This is a genomic window from Ruegeria sp. CI1 (assembly GCF_056536925.1).
Genome location: NZ_JBQFQP010000022.1, coordinates 40,926 through 64,828, shown reverse-complemented (window position 1 = coordinate 64,828; position 23,903 = coordinate 40,926). Strand labels below are relative to the sequence as shown.

The following is a 23,903-nucleotide window of genomic DNA, read 5'->3' as shown; positions in this document are numbered from 1 at the left end:
AAACCATTGTGAAAAATTGATAAAAACGATCAAACAATAAAACAAACCTATACATCCAAACAAAATCAAACCCATGGGATACAGCCAACTCAAAGCATTCCACAACGTCGCCAGACTGAAAAATTGGGAGAACGGGAATGTTGACCGGGCAAATGGGATCAACCATGCTTGATCGCAGATTTTGTACTTGGCCTTCGGCCAAGCGAACATTTGTTTTAAAGTCTGGTCCTGTTGATGCCCGGTGAATCGCGAAAGCGATATATTTACGATACACATCGTCTGCGTGATCCTGCGCAAACGCTTGCCAAAATACGCCCACATCTTGCGCAAATGGGCATTACCCGCGTCGCCAACCTGACCGGACTTGATCGTGTCGGCCTTCCGACCGTGATGGCAACCCGACCGAATTCCCGTTCGGTTGCCGTCTCGCTGGGCAAGGGCCTGTCACTTGCCGCGGCCGAAGTGTCGGGCGTGATGGAGGCCATCGAGACATGGCATGCCGAAAGGATCGACCTGCCTGTCCGGCGCGCAAGCTATGTTGATATGTCCGCGACGTTGCCAGTGGTGAACGCCGCCCGGTTGCCGAGGGTGAGCGGCTGTGCGTTCGATCCGCATCGGAAGATATTCTGGATCGAAGGGACCGATTTGATTGGTGGCGCGCCCTGTTGGGTGCCTGTCGAGATGGTCGATACGGATTATACCGAGCTTCCCAACAGCGGGCATGGAATGTTTCCGCGCACAACCAACGGGTTGGCCTCTGGCAATGACCTCAGCGAAGCCACCTGCCACGCGATCTGCGAAGTCATCGAAAGAGATGCCACGACGCTTTGGCATTTTCTGAACCGACCATTCAGGATCAACCCTGAAACCATCCATGACGCGCGGTGTTCGGATGCGTTGCAGCGGTTTCAAAATGCCGGTCTCAACGTGGGGATATGGGAAACAACCTCCGATGTCGGGGTTGCCTGCTTTCGGTGCGCAGTTTGCGAAGCAGACGATGTGCCTGGCCACGTTGGCATAGGGGATGGCTGTCATCCCGATCGGAATATCGCGATGCTCAGGGCGCTGACAGAGGCGGCGCAAACCCGCCTGACCTACATATCGGGCGCGCGGGACGATTTGCAGCCATCGGAGTTCACGGCATCCGCCCTTGCGGCCAAAAGCCGGTACATCAAGGAATTGATCGCCAAGTCGGCGCCGAAAGCCTGTTTTCAGGATTGTCCGACAACAGAGTTGACCACGTTCGACGACGATTTGTCGTGGCTGCTCGGTCGCCTCGCGGAGGCGGGAATTGAGCAGGTTGTATCCGTTGATCTGACACGATCCGAGATTGGCATCTCGGTCGTCCGTGTGATCATTCCGGGCCTCGAGGCGCCGCATGACGATCCTGACTTCATCGCCGGGCCGCGCGCGCGCCGTATCGAGGCCGTTGTCTGATGCGGGCGGCGATCTTTGTCGGCCCCACTCTGGCTGCGGACAGGGTTCGCGACATTCTGGATGCCGAGGTTCTGCCGCCCGTGGGGCAAGGCGACGTGTATCGTATCGCACGAAAGCGACCCCAGGCCATCGGCATCATTGACGGATATTTCGAAGGCGTTCCTTCTGTCTGGCACAAGGAGATCCTTTGGGCATTGGATCGGGGCATCCCGGTTTTTGGCAGCGCCAGCATGGGCGCGCTGCGCGCCGCCGAACTGGCGGATTTCGGGATGATCGGAGTGGGCCGTATCTTCGAAGCCTACAGGGCCGGTGCCATCAAGGACGATGACGAAGTCGCGGTTCTGCACGGCCCCGGCGAACTTGGATATACACCGCTGAGCGAACCTATGGTCTCGATCCGCGCAACGGTCGAACGGGCACGTGCTGAAGGCATCGTTGCGCCCGAAGTCGCGGATCAACTTGTAGGAATTGCAAAAGCACTGAACTATCGCGACCGCCAGTGGCCAGCCATTCTTGAACGATTGGATGTCGCATTGAAAAACGGGTTTGCCCAATGGCTGCCTCAGGGACGCGTGGACGCAAAGGCCGATGACGCCCGCGAAATGCTGAACGCCATGTCACGGCATCTGGCGGAAAAACGCGATCCCCCGAAACTGGCGCACGGCCTGGAACCCACGCTTGTCTGGCAAGGCTTGAAGCAGCGGATCGACACTGAGGTGGCAAAAACGAGCCATCCGGCGGAACAAATTCTGGATGAACTGCGCCTCGATCCCGCTCGTTTTGCCCTGATCCGGGATCGCGCCATGCTGCGGATGCTCACGCAGGAACCGGTGCGCGCGCAAACCGAAGTCGACCGAAAACGGCTGGTCGACACCATGTCACGGCATCGACGTCATCAAGGTTTGTCGCGCAAGGAACACCTTCTCGATTGGTTGCAACAAAACGATCTCGAAGAATCGGGATACGAGGCCCTTGTGACGGAATCCGCGCGGATCGACGCCATCGCAGAGACAAACTTTGACCGTCTGGGACGTTATGTGTTGAACGAGTTGCACTGGTCAGGGGACTATCCTGCACTCAAGAAACGCGCCCTTGCGAAAGCACGTTTGGTTCCACCAAGGGGGTCTTCGGCATCCCCTGACCGCATGCGTTTGATGATATGGTATTTCGAAACCGTCCTCGGTCAGACGATTCCGGATAACCTCGATAGCCACATTCAGTCTCTTGGCCTGACCAATCGTGATGCATTTCATGCTATAGTCGAGCGGGAATTTCAGTATCGGACCAGATTGAAAGACGAAGGCCCAGCCGGAGCACAGACCAAAGACTAGACCTCAATTCATTTGATGCAGGGCGGAGGAGATTATGCACAGGCCAATCGACTTGATCGAAGAAGCGCCGGGAACACGGTTCCTCCTCTACCCGCAGTCCCCGTTTTTGGATGCCGAAGCCGAGCTTGAACTGGTCGAGATTTCCGCCCCTCCCGGCACGATCGGGCCGGGGCCGTCCGGTCCGCGCATGTACGCGGTCAACCCGGTGGGAAAGGCAACTCCATATGGCGCAATCGTGCCTGGCCCGAATGGCCCCGGAATGTATCTGCCGCCCTGGGACGGGTTCATCCAGCCACCCCCGATGCCTGACGAGTTCGGAAACTTCCTTCATATCTCCCCCTCTGATCCGGCGTTTGAAGCAGCGCATCTGTTCGGGTCGGCCCATTTCACCATGGATGTCTGGGAGGGGTATTTCGGCCATCCCATCCCCTGGCATTTCGAACAGGATTTCGACCGGCTTGAGCTGTCATTGCTGCCCAGCCTCGACAATGCCCATATCGGATGGGGGTTTCTGGAAACCGGCGGCACCTTCGAACATGATGGCGAGTACCGGCCCTACAGCCTCAATTTCGATGTTGTCGCCCATGAAATCGGGCATGCCATCATCTACAGCGTGGTCGGCCTGCCCTCGGACGAAAACGCGACGGGTGAATACTATGGGTTCCACGAATCCGCCGCCGATCTTGTGGCCCTTCTCGCCTCGCTGCATTTCGGTTCGGTGGTCGAGGCGCTGCTGGAAAACACCCACGGCAACCTCTACACCTTCAACCGCCTGAACCGGTTTGCCGAGCTTTCCGAAAACGCGCAGATCCGGATGGCGGCCAATGACTCGGTGCTATCCGAATTCGCTCATGGCTGGTCCAGCGAACATGCCCTTTCGCAGCCACTCACGGGCGCGATGTTCGATATCCTGGTTGATATCTTCCACGAACGGCTCCTCGTACACGGCCTGATTACCCCTGAGATCGAGGACCTGTCGGATCAGATGGAAGGCTCGCCCGATTATGCCGATGTCATGCAATCCATTTTTGACGACCGCTATGCCATGAACCCCGAAGGGTTCCGCATCTCCTTGCTGGAGGCGCGCGATTTTCTGGGCTCCTACCTCGCCGATGCCTGGAGCATGCTCGACGCCGATATGCTCAGTTATTTCGGGGTCGAAAAGGCACTGCTCATAGTCGATCAGGAAATAACCGGCGGTGCCTTCCAGCAGATCATCGAAGGCAACTTCCGAATGCGCGATATCGGCCTTGTAAATGCCGGGCCACGCCTTGCCGATCCCGATACCGCCAGTCATGCCGTTTCGGTACGCACACGGGTTCCGGGCTAGGTGCAGGCAAATGGCTTTGTTTTTCCGACGATTTATGGCATTTTGGAAACAATTCATTTGTTCAAAAATTCCGGCCTGTACGCTCGCAGGCCAACACAAAGGGAAGCCGACGGAACCTCCGTCGCCTCCGGATCAACCACAGGGGGAATCTGTCGTGACCGAGTCATTGTTGAGTTTTTCAGAAGTGCTTTTGTTTGGGCGCGTTGTCAGCGATCTTCAAATATCTGCAACGGTTAGCGGCAACAATGCAAAGGCTGCGCCTCCAGCCAATGTTACCTCTGCAAATAAGAAAGGAACTTCAGTTGACGGTATAACCGTTAACCCAGGCGACCAAATCTTGCTTTTGAATCAGGACAATGTAAAGGAAAATGGCCTTTACACGATCACGATGGGTGGGGGAAATGACTGGGAACAGATTCTCCCTCGTTTGAGTAAAGGAAGCTTGGTCACCGTTGAAGGCGGAGCAACGCAAAAGGGTGTCTACGAACAAATCGCAAATTCCACATCTGACAGGCAGGTTTTCGAGCTTTTTGAAGGAACCGGAAGTAGCAAAGGCAGAGGCCGCGGAAAAAACAGCCTATTGGCACGACAACTGGAGGAAGACGCCAAGTTTGCCCGAGTCTACGGTTTCAGTTACGAAGGCACATATTACGAACTGCCAGAACCTGCCGTATTTTTGGTTCATGGCGACGGTATTAGTGCAACGGACAATCTGCCTGGCGACCAAGGCGCTCGGGCACCTGAAAACCCGGCAATCACGGGCGTTGCGTCAGCCGACTATCAAATTTCAAATGACATTCGGGTATGGCCATACGACAAGGCCGATTACACCATCCGCATGGATGTCATGACAGGCATGTTTGAACAGGTTCTGCTCGACATCTATTTCGGCTTCGACAGCCCGGCTATCAGCGGGGCCAAGGTGAGCGGCGCAAAGGTCAGTGGCGCCAAAGTAAGCGGTGCCAAGGTAAGCGGCGCAAAGGTCAGCGGCGCCAAAGTGAGCGGTGCAAAAGCGCGTGGGTCGGGCGACTGAGCCGGCGGCCCCCCCGGCGCTCAAGCGGCTTGGGATTCAGAAACCCGCTTTCCTCAAGCCTTCGACAAAATGTTCGGTATCGTCGGACAACCGGTCGGGCTGAACCTTTGCCCAATGGCTCAGCGAGAAATTCGGGTGCGCCTCCTTGTGCTTGAGCGCTATCGAATGTGCCAATTCCATTTGCCCGGTCTGCGCATAGCTGGCCGCCAGCATTCTTTGCCCTTCGGTGGGGTTGTTCATCTTGGTCACTGAGGCGATGACCTTGTCGTATTGCTTGAGGTTGTAATACGCCCCGCCCAGGTGCCACAGGTACTGATCCGGGAAATACGGGTTCAGACGCATCGCGCGTTGCAAATGCTCGATCGCCGCTTCGTTGTCGCCTGAATGGGCCAGCGCATCGGCAAAATCCGACAACAGGTCCGCATCGTTCGGATTCAACGTCAGCGCCCTGCGATATGCGCCAATCGCGGCGTCATGCTCTTTCCTGTAAAGGTGAACAAAGCCCAGTTCGCCGAACCCACGCGCATCGGTCGGATCAAGTTCCACGGCTCGCTGTGCAAAGGACAATGCGGTATCAAGCGCATGCTCCTTGTCCAGGGTCCACGAGTACCGCCAGTCAATGTTGAGCGTTCTCGAAAGCGCCGCCGAAGCCCGCGCATATTTGTTGTCCCTTTCCAGCGCGCGTTCGTACAGCACCTGCGCCTCATGGTTGTCCCAACGGGTGTATTTGAAGATGTGCTGCTGACCTCGCAGCACGAAACCATATGCGGCAAGGTCCGTCGGAACGGACTGCACCATTCTCTGCCGCTCCTGTGCCTCGATCAGAACGGCCGTGGCCGCTACGATGGATTCCGTGACCTCATCCTGGATCACGAAAATATCCTCGATCTCACGGTCGTAACGCTCACCCCAGATCGTCTGGTCATTGTCCGCATCGATCAGTTCGATTGTGATCCGCAACCGGTTCCCTGCCCGTCTCACATTGCCACGCGCAACATAGCGAACGCCAAGCTCGCGCGCCGCCAGTTGCGGCGACATCGCCTGCGCCTTGAAGAAGAAGGTCGAGTTTCGCGCAATCACGAACAGGTTCTTGAATTTCGAAAGATTCAGAATGATGTCGTCGGTCAGCCCTTCGGCGAACCAGCTGTCGGTCTGATCCCCGCCCATGCTGATAAAGGGCAGAACCGCAACAGACGGGATGTTGGGACGCTCTCGTTCGGCTGTGTCCGCGTGCGGCCGGATCGTCGCTGCCAGCGTGACACCTTCAACTTCGCTGCGCACGCAATAGGTTTTCACCGGCTCCATGATGTTCTTGAGCGTTTTGGCGCCCAGGAACTCGTACCCGAACCGCAACCGGTTTCGGATCTGTTCATAAACTGCCGCGCTGATAAAGACGCGCCCCGGTTCCGCAACCTCCTGCAATCGGGCCGCGATATTGACGTTGTCACCGTGAATTCCACGATCATCCAGCAGGATCTCACCCATGTGGACGCCTGCGCGAAACCGGATTTTCTGATCTTCCAAAGTGGACGCATTCGCGCGCTCGGCGATGCGGTGCAACTCGACGCCGAACCGAACCGCATTGGTGGCGGTGTCAAACATGGCGAGAACACCGTCGCCGCGCACTTCAACCACGCGCCCGTCATATTTCTCGCAAGCGGTCTCGAGTTGCTCCAGCAACGTTCGCAGCGCGCTGTAGGTATCGATCTCGTTCTCACCCATCAACCGGGTGTAGCCGACAACGTCAGCAAACAGGACGGCACCAAGCTTGTGCTGGAACGTTGGATTGTCTTGCTGAATAGTCAAACTTTTTACTCCACTCACCCCGACGAAAAGTACACTTTGCTCACATACCCCCAATTCATAGGTACAAAACGGACAGTTCGCGTGTTTCCCCCTATTGCACCTCGTTGTGATTGGGAGGCCAGCGCCAACTGGAAGACACTGACTTTCCAAAGCTGACGGTCGTGGCCGGATCAATCTCTCGGGCCAAATCCTTGCGATGAAAGTCCCAGTCGCTTTTCAAAAGCCCGACCACGACCATATCCAAGAATTGCCCGTCATTGAACCACGCCTGACGCATCTTGCCTTCGGTCTGGAACCCTACACGCGTCACCAAGGCCTGGCTTCGTTCGTTGTCGTCCCGATAATACGACGTGATCCGGTTCAATCCGAGTTGGCGAAATGCAAGGTCCAGAACCAACGCGACAGACCGCAGGCCGACACCGTTTCTGCGCACCGACTTGTCTATGAACAGTGCGATAACCGCATCCCGGTTTACCGAAGAAACCCCTTCCAGGCCGACAATGCCAACGACATCTGCATCTTCGGTCTCTACCGCAAACCAGCAACTGCCGTTTTCGGTCATCGGCCCGACGGCCGCTTCCCATTCCTTCTCGGTCGCGGCCAGGCTAAGCGGAACGCGCCCGGTTCGATCAAACGCGGCCAAGTCTTCGACATCCTGAAACCAAGCCGCCACAACCGCAAGATCGCCTTTCTCGATTGGCCGAAGCGAGTAATGACTTGAACGGGAATCTGGCATGTACAGGTTCCTTTTTTTCTTCTCTGGTCGAGAAATTCACTTTCTCAATTGCAACATGAATGAAAATTTTTGTTTGAACTGTATCACAGTTCACAGAGTTGTACCGTTTGAAAAAGAGAGTTGCACTCTACCATGGCTCATAGGTCGATTCTTGCCGATGTTGACCGACCGGGGATGCGATAGGGGCAACTCTGTTTTTGCGCAGTTCGTGCATGTGAGATATTGCTTTAAGCATAAAATTTTAAGGTTAAAATGATTGGGAACCTGTGATAGTCGTTTCTCTGTCCAAATATGACGAATCGCGATGGAGGGGACGGCGATGAAAATCACCATCATTGGCGGCGGACCGGGCGGGCTTTATACCGCACTTTTAACAAAAAAGGCGCGCCCAGATTGGGATATCGAGGTATTCGAGCGCAATCAGGCAGACGACACATTTGGATTTGGAGTGGTGTTTTCGGACGAAACTCTGGACGAGTTCCTAAATCGCGACAGACGTGTTTTTGAACGAATCCGGGACGAGTTCGCCTATTGGGACGACGTGGCGATACATTTCAAAGGAAACGAGATGCGCTGCGGCGGGAATGGGTTCTGCGGCACGTCCCGGCACACGTTGCTGCGCATCCTGCAAGAACGGTGCCTTGAACTGGGTATACATATCACCTTTGGTGCTGAAATCGACGCGGCCGAACTAAAAAACCAATTCCCTGACTCCGATGTAATCGTCGCCAGCGATGGTATCAACTCGGCCATTCGGGAGCATTTCAAAGCCGGCTTCAAACCGACGACAACCTGGAAATCCAACCGCTTTTGCTGGATGGGATCGACCCGGCCAATGGGGGAGTTCAACTATTTCTTCCGCGAAACGGAATTCGGGCAGATGGTTGCCCATTGTTATCAATATGAAAAAGACCATTCTACCTGGGTCTTCGAGATGGATGAAGCAACCTGGCAGGGGCATGGGTTCAGGGAATTCGACGAAGAAGGCTCGAAAGCCAAACTGGAAGAGATCTTTGCCGATGAGCTTCAGGGGCACCCTCTGTTGTTGAATCGGTCGAATTGGCGCAATTTCCCGCGGATATTTTGCGAAAACTGGTTTGTCGACAACATAGTCATACTGGGTGACGCCAAGGCAAGCGCACATTTCTCGATCGGCTCGGGGACCAAGCTGGCAATGGAATGCGCCATCGCGCTTTCGGACGCCTTGCTCGAACATGCCGAAACGGATGTACAAGTGGCGTTTCAGGCTTATGACGATTCTCGCCGAACCCCTTGCCAGATCATCCAGCACAACGCGGATGTGTCACTATCCTGGTTCGAACACATGGGCCGGTCGTGGGATATGGATCCTTATCAATTCGCAATGGTCGTAATGTGCCGAGCCAAGTCAATTACCTATGACAACCTGATCGTCCGGGATGCTGAATTTGTACGAAAGGCGGACGACGAGTGGTATGCGCGCCATTTGCGAGAGACCGGTGAAGATTTGACAGTATCCCGACTTACCCCGATGTTTTCCAAGTTCAAGCTGCGGGACATGGAATTGGCTAACCGTGTGGTGATGTCTCCGATGGCACAATATTCGGCAGACCTCAACGGTAACCCAACCGAATGGCATAAAGTTCACTATTGCAGCCATGCAATGGGAGGTATGGGGCTGATCTTCACCGAAATGACCTGCCCGTCCGCCGACGCACGCATTACCGAAGGCTGCCCAGGTATGTGGACGGATAGCCACGAAGAAGCATGGAAGGACATCGTCGATTTCATTCACGCAAATTCGGCGGCGAAAGTTGCGATGCAACTGGGCCATGCCGGACGAAAAGGTTCCACCCAATTGGGGTGGCAGCAGGCGGACTATCCCATTCAGGACAAAGAAGGCAATTGGCCGTTGGTTTCAGCCTCTCCCCTTCCCTGGATCCAAGGAATAAGTCAGGTCCCTGACGAGCTGGATCGCGCAGGGATGGATCGGATCAAGGCGGAATTTGTGCAGGCGACAGAACGCGCAGCGCGGGCCGGGTTCGACATGCTGGAGTTGCATTGCGCGCATGGCTATCTTCTGGCATCGTTCCTGTCACCCCTCACCAACAGACGCAATGACGACTTTGGCGGCTCTCTAGAAAACCGGGCGCGCTTTCCGCTTGAAGTTTTTGCCGCCATGCGACGCGTTTGGCCCGTTGGCCGTCCAATGTCAGTCCGCGTTTCCGGCACAGACTGGAAGGAAGGCGGTTTAACCGAAGCCGACCTCATCGGAGTAGCCGAAGCATTCCGTGACGCGGGTTGCGATCTTGTCGACGTTTCAGCAGGACAGACTGTCCCTGAACAACAGCCAGTCTATGGCCGTATGTTCCAAACTCATCTGGCTGAAGCTGTTCGTAACGTGCCAAGGATCGCGACAATGGCGGTCGGCGCGATTACAGAAGCCGCTCAAATCAACACAATCCTGCATACGCGGCGCGCCGATTTGGTCGCTCTGGGGCGCCCTCATTTGTGGAACCCATATTTCACTCACCAGGCAGCAGCCTGGTATGGAGCGCAAAATGAGGAGTTCTGGCCACCGCAATATCGGAGCGGTGGCGCGCAAGTATTTCGTGAGGCGGAAAAAAATCGCGTACGGATGCTTGATCTGCAACGGAAAGCCGCACCGGGGCGCCATGTCAGTTAGGCATTGTCGCCCGGCAATCGACCAACGCGTGTTACGTAATCAATTTTTTTGCGTAAGTAGAGGCTTGTCTCAGGAAGCGCGGTGGATTGGAACGGACCGCATTATGGATCTTAGGCCTTGTGAGGATTTTCCGGCAAATATACCTCATTCGCCTCTTCAACGAATTGGCTGAGAGTCTGATTGGCTGTTTTGATGATCTGGAACATCGGATTCTGCGACTGCACCGCAAAGGCGACTTGATATCCAGACCTTTGCGTTGGGTTCTCACCTTTTCGATCCCGGGAAAAGGTTATTGCGCCGGTGCACCGGCGCAACTGCCACTCCTAGTTGTATGCGGCCATCAAGGCTTTGGCTTCATCTATGAGGGCTTGTCCATCGATGCCCTTTTCCTTCATTTCGGAAATCCAAGCCTCATAGACCGGCGCTGCGGCCGCGGCCCATTCGGCCGACTGCTCCGCGCTCAAGGTGACGATATTGTTGCCCATCTCGACGGCAAGATCGCGCGATGGTTCGTCATAATCCTGTTGCGTTCCGCCAGCGAATATTGAGAATTTGAGGCCGGAAGCTTCGTCAATCACAGCCTTCAGGTCGTCAGGCAGGCTGTTGTACTTTTCGTGTGACATTGCCAAGACAAAGGTGACGGTATACAGCATCGGGCCGGTAAACTCGGTATGATTGTCCACCAGTTCCGGCACCTTCAGCGCCTTTGTAACCTCCCAAGGGATGGTCGTTCCGTCGATAACACCTTTGGAGAGGGCCTCGGGCACGGCTGGTACCGGCATTCCAACGGGTGTTGCACCCAACTCTTTCAATAATGCGTTGACCTGACGTGACGCGCCGCGGATCTTCATGCCATTGAAGTCCGCTGGCGTCAGAACGGGTTTGTTTGCGTGGATGACCCCTGGGCCGTGAACCCAAACACCTAGCACCTTGACATCTTTGAACTCGGTGTCTGCCATGTGTTTTTGCATCATCTGCCAATAGGCGGAGGAAGCAGCTCTCGCATCGGTCACAAGGAACGGCAGCTCGAACACTTCGGTGGACGGGAAACGCCCCGGAGTATACCCGACCACGTTCCACGTGATATCAATCGCACCATCGATGACTTGGTCAATCAGTTCCGGGGGTTTGCCACCCAACTGCATCGACGCGTATCGCTTGATTTCGATGCGTCCTTCGGATGCCTCTTCGATTTCATCGGCCCAGATATCAATGATCTTGCTGGGGATTGTGGCCTGGGCCGGCAGGAAGCTTTGCAGATTGAACGTATATTCGGCAGCTAGCGCCATCCCCGCTGTCGTTAGCGCTAGGGCGGCTCCTCCGACAAAGCCTTTGAACAGGTTTAGTATGGTCATTTTCTCCTCCCTTGACCTTTGTTGAATGGCTTGCTCTGATCCAATAGCGCAGATCGGAGCGGCAAGATTCCCAAGGTTTTTTGTGCCGTGACCGCAGTCGGCTAGATCTAAAATGCGCCCACATCACACCGGGTCCCAGGTGAACACGTCTTCGGTTCGATCGAGGTCGAAAAAGCTCGGCCTCATTGCGGGAAGGACATGCTCCAAAACGCTTTCCGGCGTCCAACCTTCGTTTCGCTGCATTCCCCGAACGGGCCGCGACTGACCCATCAGGAAAATCTCGTTGTTGCGCACCGCAAATATCTGCCCTGTCACATCTTTCGCGTCATCCGAGGCAAGAGCGGTTGCGACGACGGCGATCTTGTCCGGTGTCATCTGGCGCAGTTTTTGGATACGCGCACTTTCCTCTGGGGTTGTCGCGGGAATGGATTCCGTCATTCGGCTCCATGCAAACGGTGCTATGCAGTTGGACCGGACGTTGTAGCGAGCCATATCTATCGCAATGGATTTCGACAGTCCCGCAATGCCTAACTTGGCGGCCATGTAGTTGGCCTGACCTACGTTGCCGATAAGCCCAGACGTCGACGTCATGTGGACAAAGCACCCAGAGGTTTGTTTGCGAAACACCTCTGCGGCGCAGCGGCTGACATTGAATGTTCCTTTCAGATGAACGGCAACTACCTGATCAAAATCCTTCTCGGTCATCTTGTGAAAGATCGTGTCACGCAAAATCCCGGCATTGTTGACTACGATGTCGATACCGCCAAAGTCTTCCTGCGCCTGCTCGACCATGGCCTTGGCATCACGGAACTGGGCTACCGAACCATAGTTCACTACGGCTTCACCACCCCCTGCGATGATCTGGTTCGTGACTGCGCGAGCAGGTGTTTCATCCTGTCCTTCACCGTCGCTTTTCGCGCCGATGTCGTTTACCACGACCTTGGCGCCAGACATTGCCATCATCAATGCAATGTCACGCCCGATCCCACGCCCCCCACCGGTGACAAGTGCTACTTTTCCCTCCAGCAGACGCTTTCTCAAGATCCAAACCTTCTTGCTACACCCGTTTTTCCCTAATTCAGAATGGCTTGTGGTGATTGGAAAACCTACCTGCCAATTCCTGGATTGCGCGGTCAATAAATTAGGTATACAAGTACTACAATACTTTTTATGAAAACGGAAGTGGTTTGAGAGGCGAGCTTCGTGAGTCAGCTAAATCACTACAATGCCGCCCAAGTTATGGTGGACATCAATGTTTCAAGAGGTTTCGGTGAAAAGTGCGCCTTTGTCGATCCCGACCGGTCCCTCACATATGCGCAATTGCAAAAGGCGACCAACCAGGTCGCCAACATGTTGAACCAGCTCGGGCTTCATCAAGAGACCCGAGCCGCAGTATTAATGTTGGACACGGTAGACTATCCGGTTGTTTTCTGGGGGTGTGTCCGTGCAGGCATCGTTCCGGTCTGTCTCAATACGCTCCTGACTGCTGATCAGTACCTCTATATGCTGAGCGACAGCCGTTCTCAGGCCATTTTCGTGTCCATCGAGCTGATCGATTTGGTCGAGCCGCTTATTGACCAGCTTCCGTTCCTCAAGCACGTCATCGCCGTCGGCAATGATTGCGGTGCCTTCCCGACTTTGCGCGCGCTTATGGCCGAAGCCAACGATTCATTCGAAACCGCGCTGACCCATCCGGACGAAACAGCGTTTTGGCTATATTCTTCGGGGTCGACCGGCGCGCCGAAGGGCGTTAGGCATGTCCATACCAGCCCAGCCTATGTCGCCGACACCTATGGGCAAAACGTGTTGGGAATTCGACACGATGACGTATGCTTCAGCGCAGCAAAGCTTTTTTTCGCATATGGGCTGGGCGCAAGCATGGCGGTTCCTATGTCGGTCGGCGCAACTGCGGTTTTGCTTCCGGACCGGCCAACACCGCAATCTGTACTGGACATGATGCAGCGCTTCAGGCCGACCTTGTTCTTTGGCGTTCCAACGCTTTATGCCGCCATGCTTGCAAGCAACTCATGCATCCCGAAAAACGGCTCGGACCGGTTGCGGCTTTGCATTTCGGCGGGCGAAGGCTTGCCTGAAGATGTCGGCACGAACTGGGAACGCCGCATGGGGGTAGGTATACTGGACGGTATCGGGTCAACGGAGATGCTGCACGTGTTTTTGTCCAACCGACCCGACGATATCCGCTATGGCACATCGGGGCGCGAATTCTCGGGCTATAAACTCCGACTGGTCGATGAGCAGGACCAGGACGTCGAAGACGGCGTTCTGGGTGAGTTGCTGGTCTGTGGCGGCTCGGCTGGTGACGGGTATTGGAATCAACGTGCAAAATCTCGTGCCACGTTCATGGGCGAATGGACCCGAACCGGTGACAAGTACATCCGCGATAACGAAGGGTACTATCATTACTGCGGTCGAACCGATGATATGTTCAAGGTCAGCGGTCGCTGGGTGTCTCCCTTCGAAGTGGAACAGGCAATCATTTCTCATCCCGCAGTGATCGAGGCCGCCGTAGTGCCGCACGAGGATGAGGAGGGCCTTGTCAAACCCAAGGCCTACGTCGTGCTGAACGATGCCGGCGACGAAAATGATCTGATCAGGGAACTCAAAGACCATGTCAAGAAATCAATTGGGGTTTGGAAGTATCCTCGATGGGTTGTCGCGGTAGACGAACTGCCCAAAACCGCGACTGGCAAGATCCAGCGGTTCAAGCTGCGAAACTGAGAGCTTGTAGGAAACACCACACGACGGGAGCGCAGAATGCTGGAAATCGTGATCCTGGGGAGAGGAGGCCAAGGCGCACAAACTGCGGGAAACTTGTTGGCGCAAGCGCTGTTTGCCGAAGGCCACTATGTGCAGACGTTTTCCACCTATGGCGGTGCGCGTCGTGGTACCCCGGTCACGTCATCCCTCAGAGTGGATGCCGTCCCGATCCGCAGGCGTTGCAACATCGCAAACGCCTCTGCCCTTCTGTGTTTTGATGACAGCCTGCTGGATGGCGCATTTCTTGAAATTGCGAAGGTGGGTGCGGCAGTGGTGGTCAACACAGCGAAACATAAAGAGATGCTGCCAGCGTCGGGTGACCACAACATCATACAGGTGGATGGCAAGGCCATCGCGCGTCGTAACAATCTGGGAAAAATCGTGAACTCTGCCCTGCTGGGCGCGTTCGTGGCGACACTCGGCAAACCTGGAATTGATACCATGTGCAGGGTCATCAAAGAAACCGCGCCGGCGAAAGTTGCTGAAAACCTGGCGGCGTGCCGCGAGGCATTTGCACTGTTTCAGCCGGTCACCGAGAAAGCCTAGATCATGAACAAGCAGCTATCCCATTTGTGGACTCATTTGACCAGTGAAGGTCGCAATACCGGCACTTGGCGCAGTGCGCTGCCGAACTATCAGAACCAACCCTCGCCGTGCCTAGGGGCCTGCCCGGTCAACGGGCGAGTTGCCGAATGGATCAAACAAGTCGGCGACGGAGATCTGTTTGGCGCATGGACAACCCTCACCGACAACAACCCCTTCCCGGCAATTGCAGGGCGTATATGCCATCATCCCTGCGAGACAACTTGCAACAGACAATACATGGACGAAACCGTCGGCATTTGCAGCCTGGAACGGTTTGTCGGTGACACAGCACTTGCAGAAGGGTGGCAGTTTCCCGCAGCCGAAGAGGAATTGACGTTCTCAGTGGCCATCATCGGCGGAGGGCCTGCCGGACTGTCAGCGGCCTATCAACTTCGCCGCCTCGGCTTCGGCGTGTCGCTTTACGAGACAAAGGACGAGTTGGGCGGTGTGATGCGATACGGTATCCCGACCTATCGATTGGCCAGATCGGTTCTGGCGGCCGAAATAGAGCGGATCACCGCCATGGGTATTACTTTGCACCTTGGGATTCCTGCAATCGATGCAACGGCATTGGAAGCTCTTCAAGATTCTCATGACGCGGTATTTCTGGCAACAGGCGCCAGTGTGCCGAGACGGCTTCCAAACTTGGACTACTCCTGTCCCTGGGTGATCGACAGCGCCGATTTTCTTGCCGCTTCAATACCTGAGCAAACTCGCGCAACAGGGAAACGAGTTGTCGTGATCGGCGGCGGTAGTGCGGCAATAGATGTCGCGCGAACGGCCCGGCGCCTTGGTCGTGTCGTCAGGGTACTTACGCTGGAACCGCGAGATCGGCTACCCGCACAAACCGTAGAAGTTCGCGAAGCCATCGAGGAAGGGGTGCAATTCGAGCACGGCACGATGATGCAATCGGCCAAGGTAGCGACCGGTGCCGTTGTTTTGAAATGCGTTCCTGTCAAATTTTATTCCGGTCTACGGTCGGGTCAGTTCTCGGTCGAGCCACTGGATGCCAGCGGGTTCGAGATAGCCGCGGATACTATAATCCCAGCTATCGGCCAGAATGCCGATCTTGTACGATGGCGCGGAATACTGGACGAAACCGGCCCAGTGATCAACACGGATTCCGATTGGCAAACAAGCAAACCCGGCCTTTATGCAGGCGGCGATGTGGCAAGCACAAACCGCTTTGTCACTCACGCCGTCGGCATGGGCAAAGAGGCCGCTTTTGCAATCGCCTCGACATTGCTTTCCGACGGCAAGAGCCCAGTCGAAGGCAGCGTCGAGCCTGTCGAATATGAACGGATTAATACCGCTTATCACGCCTCGTATGAGCGCAACCGACAGTATACGATTGGAGTCGACAAAAGGCTGGCCGGTTTTGAAGAGGCACAAACTCCTTTCGGCCCAGACGAGGCTCGGTCAGAAGCCCAGCGGTGCTTCAGTTGCGGCACCTGCATCTATTGTGACAATTGTTATTTCTATTGTCCCGACATGGCGATCACCAAGCTCGAAAACGGCTATGCGGTGAACGCGGATTATTGCAAGGGCTGTGGGCTTTGTGTGGCCGAATGCCCAACCGGTTCCATCCACATGCTGGAGGACATATCGTCATGAATGCGCCCGTTTTTACCGAAGACCTTCAGCTGCTGAACGGTAATCACGCCGTGGCTTGCGGCGTTTGCCTGGCTGAGCCCGACGTTGCGCCGGTCTATCCAATAACGCCGCAAACGCCGATTTTGGAAAAGCTTATAGAATTCCAGAGCAAGGGAACATTTCTGGCCGAACTTCTGACTCCGGAATCGGAACATTCGGCCATGGCCGCCGCAATCGCCGCATCCGCTACCGGAGCGCGGGTATTTACGGCAACCTCATCACAGGGGCTGCTGCTGATGCACGAGTTGTTGCATTATGCGTCCGGTGCCCGAACCCCTATCGTGCTGTTCAATGTGAATCGAACACCGGCGGCACCATGGGGATTCTGGCCTGACCAGATCGACAGCTTGTCCCAACGTGATACGGGCTGGGTGCAGCTTTACAGCGAAAGCCCCCAAGACTCGCTCGATACCGTGATACAAGCGTTTCGAATAGCCGAAGCCGTCAATCTGCCGGTCATGGTCAATCACGACGCGTTCTATGTTTCGCATTCAGTTGAACCCGTCAACGTTCCCGACCAAGATCTGGTCAGGAGTTTTTTGCCGCGCGCTCCACGCGACTTCCGACTTGGCGACGGAAGCGGCAGATCACTGGGTGCACCCGTCGATCAAACAACTTGGAACCTGACGCGTCGGGAGCTGGATACAGCCATGAAACGCGTTGAAGAAGTGACCCGCGAAACTGGAACTGTGTGGGAGAAACTGACAGGTCGGCAATCCGAGCCACTTGAAAAATACCGTTGCAAGGACGCAAAAATCATATTTGTGACCATGGGCAGTATATCCGGCACCGTTCATGAAGCAGTCGATCATCTGCGCGAGGCCGGTCTTCAGGCTGGGCTTGTCAGAATCCGGCTGTTTCGCCCTTTGCCTGTGCACACTTTGCGCAATGCCCTGACCGGGGTGCCGTGTGCTATTATTATCGACCGCAACTATTCGCCGGGAACGGGCGGAGTTTTGCATCAGGAACTGAAATCCGCGCTGTACAGTATGAAGAATCCACCACATGTGCACGGGTTTCTTGCCGGTGTCGGTGGTGTGAATGTGCCGGTCGAACGCATCGTGGAAATGGCCGTTAGATACGGAAATGCTGAAACTACGACCGATCCGATCTGGGTGGAGTAGGTTATGGAAAAAATCAACTACCGTGACGAGGGGCAGTTTTGTTCAGGGCATGTTGCTTGTGCCGGTTGCGCCGAAGCGTTGTCGATGCGGGTCATCCTCAATGAAGTTGGCGAAGATGCCGTGGGAGTTGTCGCACCATCCTGTACGGCCGTCATCCTTGGTGGTCACCCGATGAGCGCTTCAAAAATTCCGGTTCTCCATGGAACACTGGAATCCGCCGCGGCCTCTGCCAGCGGCGTTAAACGCGCCCTCAAGGCACAAGGCCGGGACAATACGACGGTCCTCTGCCTTGCCGGGGATGGTGGAACTTATGACATCGGGCTGCAGGCACTATCATCCGCTGCAGAACGCAACGAAGATATTCTGTATATCTGCTTTGATAACGAAGGCTACATGAATACGGGCGGCCAAAAGAGTTCCTCAACCCCGCATCTGGCAACGACTGGCAGCACCCCGCTAGGCAAGGCTAGCCACAAAAAGAACCTTATCGAAATTCTTGCCGCCCACCGGATACCATATATTGCCACCGCCAGCCCCTCCCATCTTGGTGATATGGCGGCGAAAGTTGCGACGGCCAAGTCGATCCGGGGCACCAAGGTAATCATTGTCCTGATACCATGCCTGCCTGGCTGGGGCGTAGCGGAAAACGCCGCGATCAAGACCGCGAGGCTGGCAGTTGAGGCCTGCGTGTTTCCCTTGCTCGAGGTCAGGAATGGAGTCGACTATTCATTGGCCGTCCCGGAAAGACCACTTAGAATCAACGCGTATCTTGCCGAACAGAAACGGTATCGTCAGTTGGATGATCAGGACAGAGCCACGCTTCAGTCAGAAGTTGATGACGCTTGGACGCGGCTACTGGCGCGGGCAGAGGGGAAACCAACGGCTTGAAGTATCATCCATTTGGACTTGATTTCAATGGATCGATGTCGTGGTTAGTACATCCGAACAGTGGTTATGATTGGATAGCTTCAGCATGACTCATCGCAGCCGCGGCTTTTTTTCGGCGCTCTATCTGTTTCAACATGGTAGCGATTGTGATCGAGGCGTAGGTCGACAGGGAAATTTCCCGGATTTCCTTCGAGATGTCGAACAGAGCCCATTCTTCGTTGGTCGCCTGGGAAGGGTCGGCGAGTTTGCATCCCATCGACGTGTCTTCGAATAGGCTGATGACCTCCAGCAGGTTAAGCCGCTTGGCATTGCCCGTGAAACTGTATCCACCGCCGACACCGCGGGTTGCCTGAACAAGTCCAGCGCGGCCAAGTGTCATCAAGACTTTGGCCAGGTGGTGGGCGGACACGCGATACTTCTCTCCGATTTCAGCGGCTGAAAGCTGGCGGCCCGGATTTGATGCCAGTTCGATCAAAGCATAGATTGCCAAACGACTTGATTGCTGCACGACTACACCTCTTGGGGTTATGCTAAGTTTTACTCAGGAAGTCTCGCTGGCAAGACTCAACTCCATTTGGATGTAAGGACCAGCCATCATACCCTCGCTGCGAAAGAATGACATGTGCAGCGGATCCTGACGCCGAACCATCGTTCGCACTGTAGTAATGCCGATCTTCCTGAATTCCTTACACAATGCCTGAAATAAGGCTTCTCCGATGCCTTGCTGTCGGTGATCCGGATCAACCGATACTGCAAAAACCCAACCGCATGGCTCTGACCCGAACTCCCAACCCCGTACTTCGCCGACAATCAGGCCAAGAATTTGCCGCTGGGAGTTTTGTTGCGTGGGCTCGGCGATCAAAAAGAATCGCTCATCGACATGCCGCGAACCGTAACGTTCGAAAATGTCCTGCCAATACTCAGGTTTTGGTTGTCCGGTGATCCGTGCATCCAATTCGATGGCATGCGGAAGCTGGTCCGATGTCGCCTTGCGGATACGCAACCCTTCTTCTTGCAAACGCGTTTCCAGCGCATCAGTCATGGCAGCTCCTGTTTCATAAACCTTCGCGTCGAGTAGTTTGGTATCAGTACCAGAATGCGGATTTTAGGGTAATGTCGGTCAGGTTGGCAACCACGAGTGCAGCTGGCATCCGGACTGGCACTACCGGTTTTTCCTGTTTCAATCTGTTTTTGAGAATTTTGTGTACTGCAAAGTCTTTTAAAGTATAATGGTACCAAATTATATCTTTATCCATCAGGGACTCAAAAAGGGTCACAGCCATGAAGCGAATCGTTAGCCTGAACGTAAATGGCCGGACAGTCGAGCATGTCATCTCCGACAACCTTCTTTTGATTGATTTCCTGCGCGAACAGCAAGCGCTCACGGGAACAAAAAAGGGGTGCGATGGTGGGGAGTGTGGTGCGTGCACGGTTCTGCTGGACGGGCGTCCACGACTGGCTTGCCTGACATTGACGGCCAGTTGCGAGGACTCTGAGATCGAAACTATCGAAGGTCAGGCCCGGAATGGCAGGCTGTCGGCCCTCCAGCGAGCCTTTCATGAAAACCTTGGTTCACAGTGCGGTTTCTGCACACCCGGAATGATCATGGCCGCCGAGGGGCTGCTGCGCAATAACCCCGACCCGGATGATGCGGAAATCAAGACAGCATTGGGGGGCAACCTTTGCCGCTGCACCGGCTATGTGAAAATCATCAAGTCTGTGAAAATAGCGGCTTCGGAGGCGAGTCGATGAATACAAAGTCAAAGGTGGTAGGTCAGCCCGTTCCGCTGGTGGACGGAATTGAAAAGGTAACCGGCCGCGCGAACTATACTTCTGACCTTGATGCTCGCGACGTTTTGGTAGGCCGTATCCTTCGCGCTCCGGTGAGCCACGGTCGCATCATTTCGATAGACGTTTCTCGTGCTTTGGCACTCGATGGCGTTTGCGCAATCGTCACCGGACAGGACTGCGACAAGACATTTGGCGTCATCCCGATAGCAATGAACGAATACCCGATGGCACGTGACCATGTCCGATATCGCGGCGAACCGATCGCAGCCGTCGCCGCCCGGGATGCCGCGACGGCCGCCCGCGCGCTCGAATTGATCGACGTCGAGATCGAGCCGCTTGTCCCATGTTATACACCAAGTGAATCCCGAGCGCCGGATGCACCGCAACTGCACGAAGGAAAACCAGGCAACCTTGAACGAGAAGTACACCACGTTTTCGGTGACCTGAACGCGGGTTTCGATGAGGCTGATATCGTTCGTGAAGAGACGTTTTCCTGCGCCGAAGTCAACCACGCCCAGATGGAACCCCATGCAGCGTTGGCAGAATTTGATGTTGAGCGCGAAAGATTGACACTGCATTCAGTTACGCAGGTTCCATTCTACGTCCACCTGATGTTGGCGCGATGCCTGGAAATGGACAGTTCGCGCATACGAGTCGTCAAGCCCTTTGTCGGCGGCGGGTTTGGTGCACGCACGGAGACGCTGAACTTCGAGATTATCGTCGCGCTTTTGGCCCGAAAAGTCGGAGGCAAGGTGATGATGCAGCTAAGCCGCGAGGAATGCTTCCTGACTCACCGGGGACGTCCCAACACGCAAGTCAAGCTCAAGATTGGCATGACTCATACAGGAAGGATTACGGCGGTCGACTGCGAAACCGTGATGAACGGCGGGGCTTATGCTGGTTATGGCGTCGTAACGATCCTTTATGCAGGCGCACTGCTTCATGGGATCTATGACATCCAAAACGTCAAGTATGATGGTTATCGCGTCTATACCAATCAACCGCCTTGTGGCGCGATGCGTGGACATGGAACTGTCGACGTTCGCCATTCTTTCGAAGCGATGATTGACCGGATGGGTCGCGAACTTGGTCTTGATCCCTTTGTCGTGCGCCGGGCCAATCTGTTGCAGGCTCCTCTGTTCACTAGCAACGGGTTGATGGTCAACTCCTACGGCTTGGGGGAATGCCTAGACAAGGTCGAAACGGCCAGCGGCTGGTCAAACCGCAAGGGGAAATTGGGGAGCGGCCGTGGCCTTGGGATGGCGTGCTCGCACTATGTCTCGGGCGCAGCTAAGCCCGTGCACTGGACAGGTGAACCTCACGCCGTTGTTTCGATGAAACTCGATTTTGACGGCAGTGTAACGGTTCTTACTGGCGCTTCCGATATCGGCCAGGGTTCGACTACGATCGTCGCGTTGGCCGCTGCAGAGGTCCTGAGCATTGACCTTGGCCGGATCCGTGTGGTCGCCAACGACAGTGTCATCACACCCAAAGACAATGGGTCATATTCCAGCCGGGTGACCTTCATGGTCGGCAATGCCGCCATTCAGGCCGCCCGAACACTGCGTGAGAGACTGATCAATGCCGCCGCCGAGTTGTTGGACACGACACCGGAGGATGTCGAGTGTGAAGCCGAAACCTTTTTCGTCCAAGGCAGCTCGCAATCGGAACTCTCCTTTCACGACGTCGCCATTGCCGCGCTTGCCAAGGAAGGGACTATTACCGTCAAAGGCACTTTCTCGACGCCAATCGAAGCTCAAGGAGGCAAGCACAGGGGTGGAGCGGTTGGGTCTACCATGGGTTTTTCGTATGCGGCGCAGGTGGTTGAAGTCCGCGTGGACGAAGACACTTGCCAGATCAACGTTGAAAAAGTCTGGGCTGCCCTTGACTGCGGGTACGCCATCAATCCTCTGGCCGTTGAGGGGCAGATCGAAGGCTCTGTCTGGATGGGCATGGGTCAGGGCCTATGCGAGGAAACACACTATATTGATGGTCTACCCGCCCATGCCAATTTGACAGACTACCGTTTCCCGACAATTTCAGAATCTCCTCCGATAGACGTTCATATTGTCGAAAGCATCGATCCGCTGGGGCCGTTTGGTGCCAAGGAAGCGGGCGAAGGTGCGTTGTCGGGATTTCCGCCAGCGCTGGTGAATGCGGTGGCAGATGCAATTGGATTGGATGTAAACTTTTTGCCTGTCACGCCCGATCGATTGCTTGACGCACTAGTAAAGTACCGGCGTGCCAGCCGCCGAAAGGAGGCAGCGGAATGACTGAAGTTCTTCCAGGTTTCCACCTTGTCGAACCGACCTCAATAGGCGAGGCGATCGCTGCCTTGAGTTCGATGCCTGGCGCCCTGCTCTACGCGGGAGGAACAGATTTGATAGTGAAACTCCGCAAGGGCCTCGCGGACGCCGAAACAGTGATTAGCTTAAACCGCATCAATGTTTTGAAAGAGATAGAGGAAACCGACGCGGGTTTGCGCATCGGTGCCGCAGTTACTCTTTCCCAGATTGAGGATTTGCCGGCAATCACTGGAGATTTCTTCGCTGTAGCCAAGGCGGCTCGCTCAATCGCGAGCCCGTCGCACCGACAAGTTGCGACACTAGGTGGAAACCTATGCCTGGATACCCGTTGCGTCTATTACAATCAGAGCCACTGGTGGCGTAAGTCCAATGGGTTTTGCCTGAAATATAGAGGCGATATTTGCCATGTCGCTCCGCAGGGCGACCGGTGTCGGGCTGCATATAGCGGCGATATGGCACCAGCTTTGATGGTTCATGGAGCCATGATCGAAATCGCAGGACCAGCAGGCCTGAGGAAAATCTCGTTAACCGACTTCTATCATGAGGACGGCGCCGCCCATATCAAGCTTGAGTCTGGCGATATCCTAGTCGCCGTGCATCTGCCGTATTCGCAAGCGGTATCCGATTATGAAAAAGTCAGGGTGCGCGGGTCCATCGACTTCCCCTTGGCGGGTGTGGCCGTCGCCTGTGAAAAAACAGCAGATGGCGCAGCCAGATTCACCGTCGCCGTTACAGGTACCAATTCCAAACCTCTTTTGATCGAAATGCCGGGTGAACTACTGGATGAACCGTCTTCGGAAGCTTTTTGGGTCGGACTGGGAAAAGCCGTGCAGAAGGCTGTCTCACCACAACGTACTACAACCATTGCACCCCATTTTCGCCGTTTGTCGGTCTCAGCTTTGGCGGTTCGGCTTGCCCGAAGACTGATATGAGCAGCGAAGCTCCAGGAACGAATTGGAAGGCGGCGGACGGTTTGCACGTCGATACTCGCGGCTTGCTTCCACCTGATCCGATGATCACTATTATTTGGCACATCTCGCAACCCGGACAAACAGGGCCAATTACGGCCTATTTCGACCGAGACC

21 protein-coding genes are annotated in these 23,903 nt (G+C 55.3%); 13 read left to right on the top strand and 8 right to left on the bottom strand.

Annotated elements, in window-relative coordinates; translation table 11 throughout:
* Nucleotides 1-319 (bottom strand): hypothetical protein (locus ACR0LZ_RS20300; protein WP_480752009.1); only part of this gene is annotated, 319 nt, incomplete at its 3' end.
* An 11-nt stretch (nt 320-330) separates the two neighbouring features.
* Between ACR0LZ_RS20300 and ACR0LZ_RS20295 the strand changes: the two genes are divergently transcribed.
* The 4 genes from ACR0LZ_RS20295 (at nt 331) to ACR0LZ_RS20280 (ending at nt 5,131) form a co-directional block, all read left to right on the top strand.
* A complete protein-coding gene (locus ACR0LZ_RS20295) occupies nt 331-1,437 on the top strand; it encodes a YcaO-like family protein (RefSeq protein WP_480752008.1) in 1,107 nt (368 codons plus the stop codon).
* Nucleotides 1,437-2,768, top strand: a complete 1,332-nt coding sequence (locus ACR0LZ_RS20290; RefSeq protein ID WP_480752007.1) for a TfuA-like protein — start codon at nt 1,437-1,439, stop codon at nt 2,766-2,768. Before ACR0LZ_RS20295 ends, ACR0LZ_RS20290 begins: the two co-directional genes overlap by 1 nt.
* A 34-nt stretch (nt 2,769-2,802) precedes the next feature.
* On the top strand, nt 2,803-4,098 hold the full coding sequence (locus tag ACR0LZ_RS20285; protein WP_480752005.1) for a gluzincin family metallopeptidase: 1,296 nt from the start codon (nt 2,803-2,805) through the stop codon (nt 4,096-4,098).
* Between the two features lie 154 nt (nt 4,099-4,252).
* The gene (locus ACR0LZ_RS20280) at nt 4,253-5,131 is read left to right on the top strand and encodes a hypothetical protein (protein ID WP_480752004.1); all 879 of its coding nucleotides are present in this window, start codon (nt 4,253-4,255) and stop codon (nt 5,129-5,131) included.
* Nucleotides 5,132-5,167: 36 nt separating this feature from the next.
* Here the strand turns inward: ACR0LZ_RS20280 and ACR0LZ_RS20275 are convergent, their stop codons facing one another.
* Entirely contained in the window at nt 5,168-6,937 is a 1,770-nt protein-coding gene (locus ACR0LZ_RS20275) for an adenylate/guanylate cyclase domain-containing protein (protein ID WP_480752003.1), read from the bottom strand.
* Between the two features lie 91 nt (nt 6,938-7,028).
* A complete protein-coding gene (locus ACR0LZ_RS20270) occupies nt 7,029-7,673 on the bottom strand; it encodes a GNAT family N-acetyltransferase (RefSeq protein WP_480752001.1) in 645 nt (214 codons plus the stop codon).
* Nucleotides 7,674-7,992: 319 nt separating this feature from the next.
* Between ACR0LZ_RS20270 and ACR0LZ_RS20265 the strand changes: the two genes are divergently transcribed.
* Nucleotides 7,993-10,338: an oxidoreductase gene (locus ACR0LZ_RS20265; RefSeq protein WP_480751999.1), complete on the top strand. Its 2,346-nt coding sequence runs from the start codon at nt 7,993-7,995 to the stop codon at nt 10,336-10,338.
* Nucleotides 10,339-10,661: 323 nt separating this feature from the next.
* On the opposite strand, the gene ACR0LZ_RS20260 is transcribed toward ACR0LZ_RS20265, so the two are convergent.
* Together ACR0LZ_RS20260 and ACR0LZ_RS20255 are read right to left on the bottom strand one after the other, a co-directional pair.
* Nucleotides 10,662-11,693, bottom strand: coding sequence for a TRAP transporter substrate-binding protein (locus tag ACR0LZ_RS20260; RefSeq protein ID WP_480751998.1), 1,032 nt, complete (start codon nt 11,691-11,693; stop codon nt 10,662-10,664).
* 123 nt (nt 11,694-11,816) lie between these two features.
* Complete coding sequence (locus ACR0LZ_RS20255) at nt 11,817-12,734, bottom strand: SDR family oxidoreductase (RefSeq protein ID WP_480751996.1); 918 nt, start codon at nt 12,732-12,734, stop codon at nt 11,817-11,819.
* Between the two features lie 162 nt (nt 12,735-12,896).
* On the opposite strand from ACR0LZ_RS20255, the gene ACR0LZ_RS20250 reads away from it, so the two are divergent.
* The 5 genes from ACR0LZ_RS20250 to ACR0LZ_RS20230 are packed head-to-tail and all read left to right on the top strand — an operon-like array spanning nt 12,897 to nt 18,721.
* Nucleotides 12,897-14,432, top strand: coding sequence for a benzoate-CoA ligase family protein (locus ACR0LZ_RS20250; protein ID WP_480751995.1), 1,536 nt, complete (start codon nt 12,897-12,899; stop codon nt 14,430-14,432).
* 36 nt (nt 14,433-14,468) lie between these two features.
* A complete protein-coding gene (locus ACR0LZ_RS20245; protein WP_480751993.1) occupies nt 14,469-15,017 on the top strand; it encodes a 2-oxoacid:acceptor oxidoreductase family protein in 549 nt (182 codons plus the stop codon).
* Nucleotides 15,018-15,020: 3 nt separating this feature from the next.
* Entirely contained in the window at nt 15,021-16,670 is a 1,650-nt protein-coding gene (locus tag ACR0LZ_RS20240) for an NAD(P)-binding protein (RefSeq protein WP_480751992.1), read from the top strand.
* Nucleotides 16,667-17,833, top strand: a complete 1,167-nt coding sequence (locus ACR0LZ_RS20235; RefSeq protein ID WP_480751991.1) for a hypothetical protein — start codon at nt 16,667-16,669, stop codon at nt 17,831-17,833. Before ACR0LZ_RS20240 ends, ACR0LZ_RS20235 begins: the two co-directional genes overlap by 4 nt.
* Before the next feature lie 3 nt (nt 17,834-17,836).
* Nucleotides 17,837-18,721, top strand: a complete 885-nt coding sequence (locus ACR0LZ_RS20230; RefSeq protein ID WP_480751990.1) for a thiamine pyrophosphate-dependent enzyme — start codon at nt 17,837-17,839, stop codon at nt 18,719-18,721.
* A gap of 64 nt (nt 18,722-18,785) precedes the next feature.
* Here the strand turns inward: ACR0LZ_RS20230 and ACR0LZ_RS20225 are convergent, their stop codons facing one another.
* Genes ACR0LZ_RS20225 through ACR0LZ_RS20215 form a run of 3 tightly spaced genes read right to left on the bottom strand, consistent with a single transcriptional unit; the run spans nt 18,786 to nt 20,004 of the window.
* The gene (locus ACR0LZ_RS20225; RefSeq protein ID WP_480751989.1) at nt 18,786-19,229 is read right to left on the bottom strand and encodes an Rrf2 family transcriptional regulator; all 444 of its coding nucleotides are present in this window, start codon (nt 19,227-19,229) and stop codon (nt 18,786-18,788) included.
* Nucleotides 19,230-19,262: 33 nt separating this feature from the next.
* Nucleotides 19,263-19,763, bottom strand: a complete 501-nt coding sequence (locus ACR0LZ_RS20220) for a GNAT family N-acetyltransferase (protein WP_480751988.1) — start codon at nt 19,761-19,763, stop codon at nt 19,263-19,265.
* A gap of 43 nt (nt 19,764-19,806) precedes the next feature.
* Nucleotides 19,807-20,004 carry a hypothetical protein gene (locus ACR0LZ_RS20215; protein WP_480751987.1) on the bottom strand — a complete coding sequence of 66 codons (198 nt, stop codon included), beginning with the start codon at nt 20,002-20,004 and terminating at the stop codon, nt 19,807-19,809.
* On the opposite strand from ACR0LZ_RS20215, the gene ACR0LZ_RS20210 reads away from it, so the two are divergent.
* From ACR0LZ_RS20210 to ACR0LZ_RS20200, 3 genes are read left to right on the top strand one after another with little or no spacing between them, the layout of a single operon-like run.
* Nucleotides 20,003-20,473, top strand: a complete 471-nt coding sequence (locus tag ACR0LZ_RS20210; protein ID WP_480751986.1) for a (2Fe-2S)-binding protein — start codon at nt 20,003-20,005, stop codon at nt 20,471-20,473. The genes ACR0LZ_RS20215 and ACR0LZ_RS20210 overlap by 2 nt on opposite strands.
* The gene (hcrA, locus tag ACR0LZ_RS20205; protein WP_480751984.1) at nt 20,470-22,785 is read left to right on the top strand and encodes a 4-hydroxybenzoyl-CoA reductase subunit alpha; all 2,316 of its coding nucleotides are present in this window, start codon (nt 20,470-20,472) and stop codon (nt 22,783-22,785) included. The genes ACR0LZ_RS20210 and hcrA overlap by 4 nt, the downstream gene beginning before the upstream one ends.
* Entirely contained in the window at nt 22,782-23,750 is a 969-nt protein-coding gene (locus ACR0LZ_RS20200) for an FAD binding domain-containing protein (protein WP_480751983.1), read from the top strand. Before hcrA ends, ACR0LZ_RS20200 begins: the two co-directional genes overlap by 4 nt.
* Nucleotides 23,751-23,903: the final 153 nt, after the last annotated feature.

Excerpts from the sequence above, each read along its gene's own strand:
- ACR0LZ_RS20295 (WP_480752008.1), top strand. The coding sequence starts at position 331 with ATGGGCATTACCCGCGTCGCCAACCTGACCGGACTTGATCGTGTCGGC.
- ACR0LZ_RS20290 (WP_480752007.1), top strand. The coding sequence starts at position 1,437 with ATGCGGGCGGCGATCTTTGTCGGCCCCACTCTGGCTGCGGACAGGGTT.
- ACR0LZ_RS20285 (WP_480752005.1), top strand. The coding sequence starts at position 2,803 with ATGCACAGGCCAATCGACTTGATCGAAGAAGCGCCGGGAACACGGTTC.
- ACR0LZ_RS20270 (WP_480752001.1), bottom strand. The coding sequence starts at position 7,673 with ATGCCAGATTCCCGTTCAAGTCATTACTCGCTTCGGCCAATCGAGAAA.
- ACR0LZ_RS20265 (WP_480751999.1), top strand. The coding sequence starts at position 7,993 with ATGAAAATCACCATCATTGGCGGCGGACCGGGCGGGCTTTATACCGCA.
- ACR0LZ_RS20260 (WP_480751998.1), bottom strand. The coding sequence starts at position 11,693 with ATGACCATACTAAACCTGTTCAAAGGCTTTGTCGGAGGAGCCGCCCTA.
- ACR0LZ_RS20245 (WP_480751993.1), top strand. The coding sequence starts at position 14,469 with ATGCTGGAAATCGTGATCCTGGGGAGAGGAGGCCAAGGCGCACAAACT.
- ACR0LZ_RS20240 (WP_480751992.1), top strand. The coding sequence starts at position 15,021 with ATGAACAAGCAGCTATCCCATTTGTGGACTCATTTGACCAGTGAAGGT.
- ACR0LZ_RS20235 (WP_480751991.1), top strand. The coding sequence starts at position 16,667 with ATGAATGCGCCCGTTTTTACCGAAGACCTTCAGCTGCTGAACGGTAAT.
- ACR0LZ_RS20230 (WP_480751990.1), top strand. The coding sequence starts at position 17,837 with ATGGAAAAAATCAACTACCGTGACGAGGGGCAGTTTTGTTCAGGGCAT.
- ACR0LZ_RS20220 (WP_480751988.1), bottom strand. The coding sequence starts at position 19,763 with ATGACTGATGCGCTGGAAACGCGTTTGCAAGAAGAAGGGTTGCGTATC.
- ACR0LZ_RS20210 (WP_480751986.1), top strand. The coding sequence starts at position 20,003 with ATGAAGCGAATCGTTAGCCTGAACGTAAATGGCCGGACAGTCGAGCAT.
- ACR0LZ_RS20215 (WP_480751987.1), bottom strand. The coding sequence starts at position 20,004 with ATGGCTGTGACCCTTTTTGAGTCCCTGATGGATAAAGATATAATTTGG.
- hcrA (WP_480751984.1), top strand. The coding sequence starts at position 20,470 with ATGAATACAAAGTCAAAGGTGGTAGGTCAGCCCGTTCCGCTGGTGGAC.
- ACR0LZ_RS20200 (WP_480751983.1), top strand. The coding sequence starts at position 22,782 with ATGACTGAAGTTCTTCCAGGTTTCCACCTTGTCGAACCGACCTCAATA.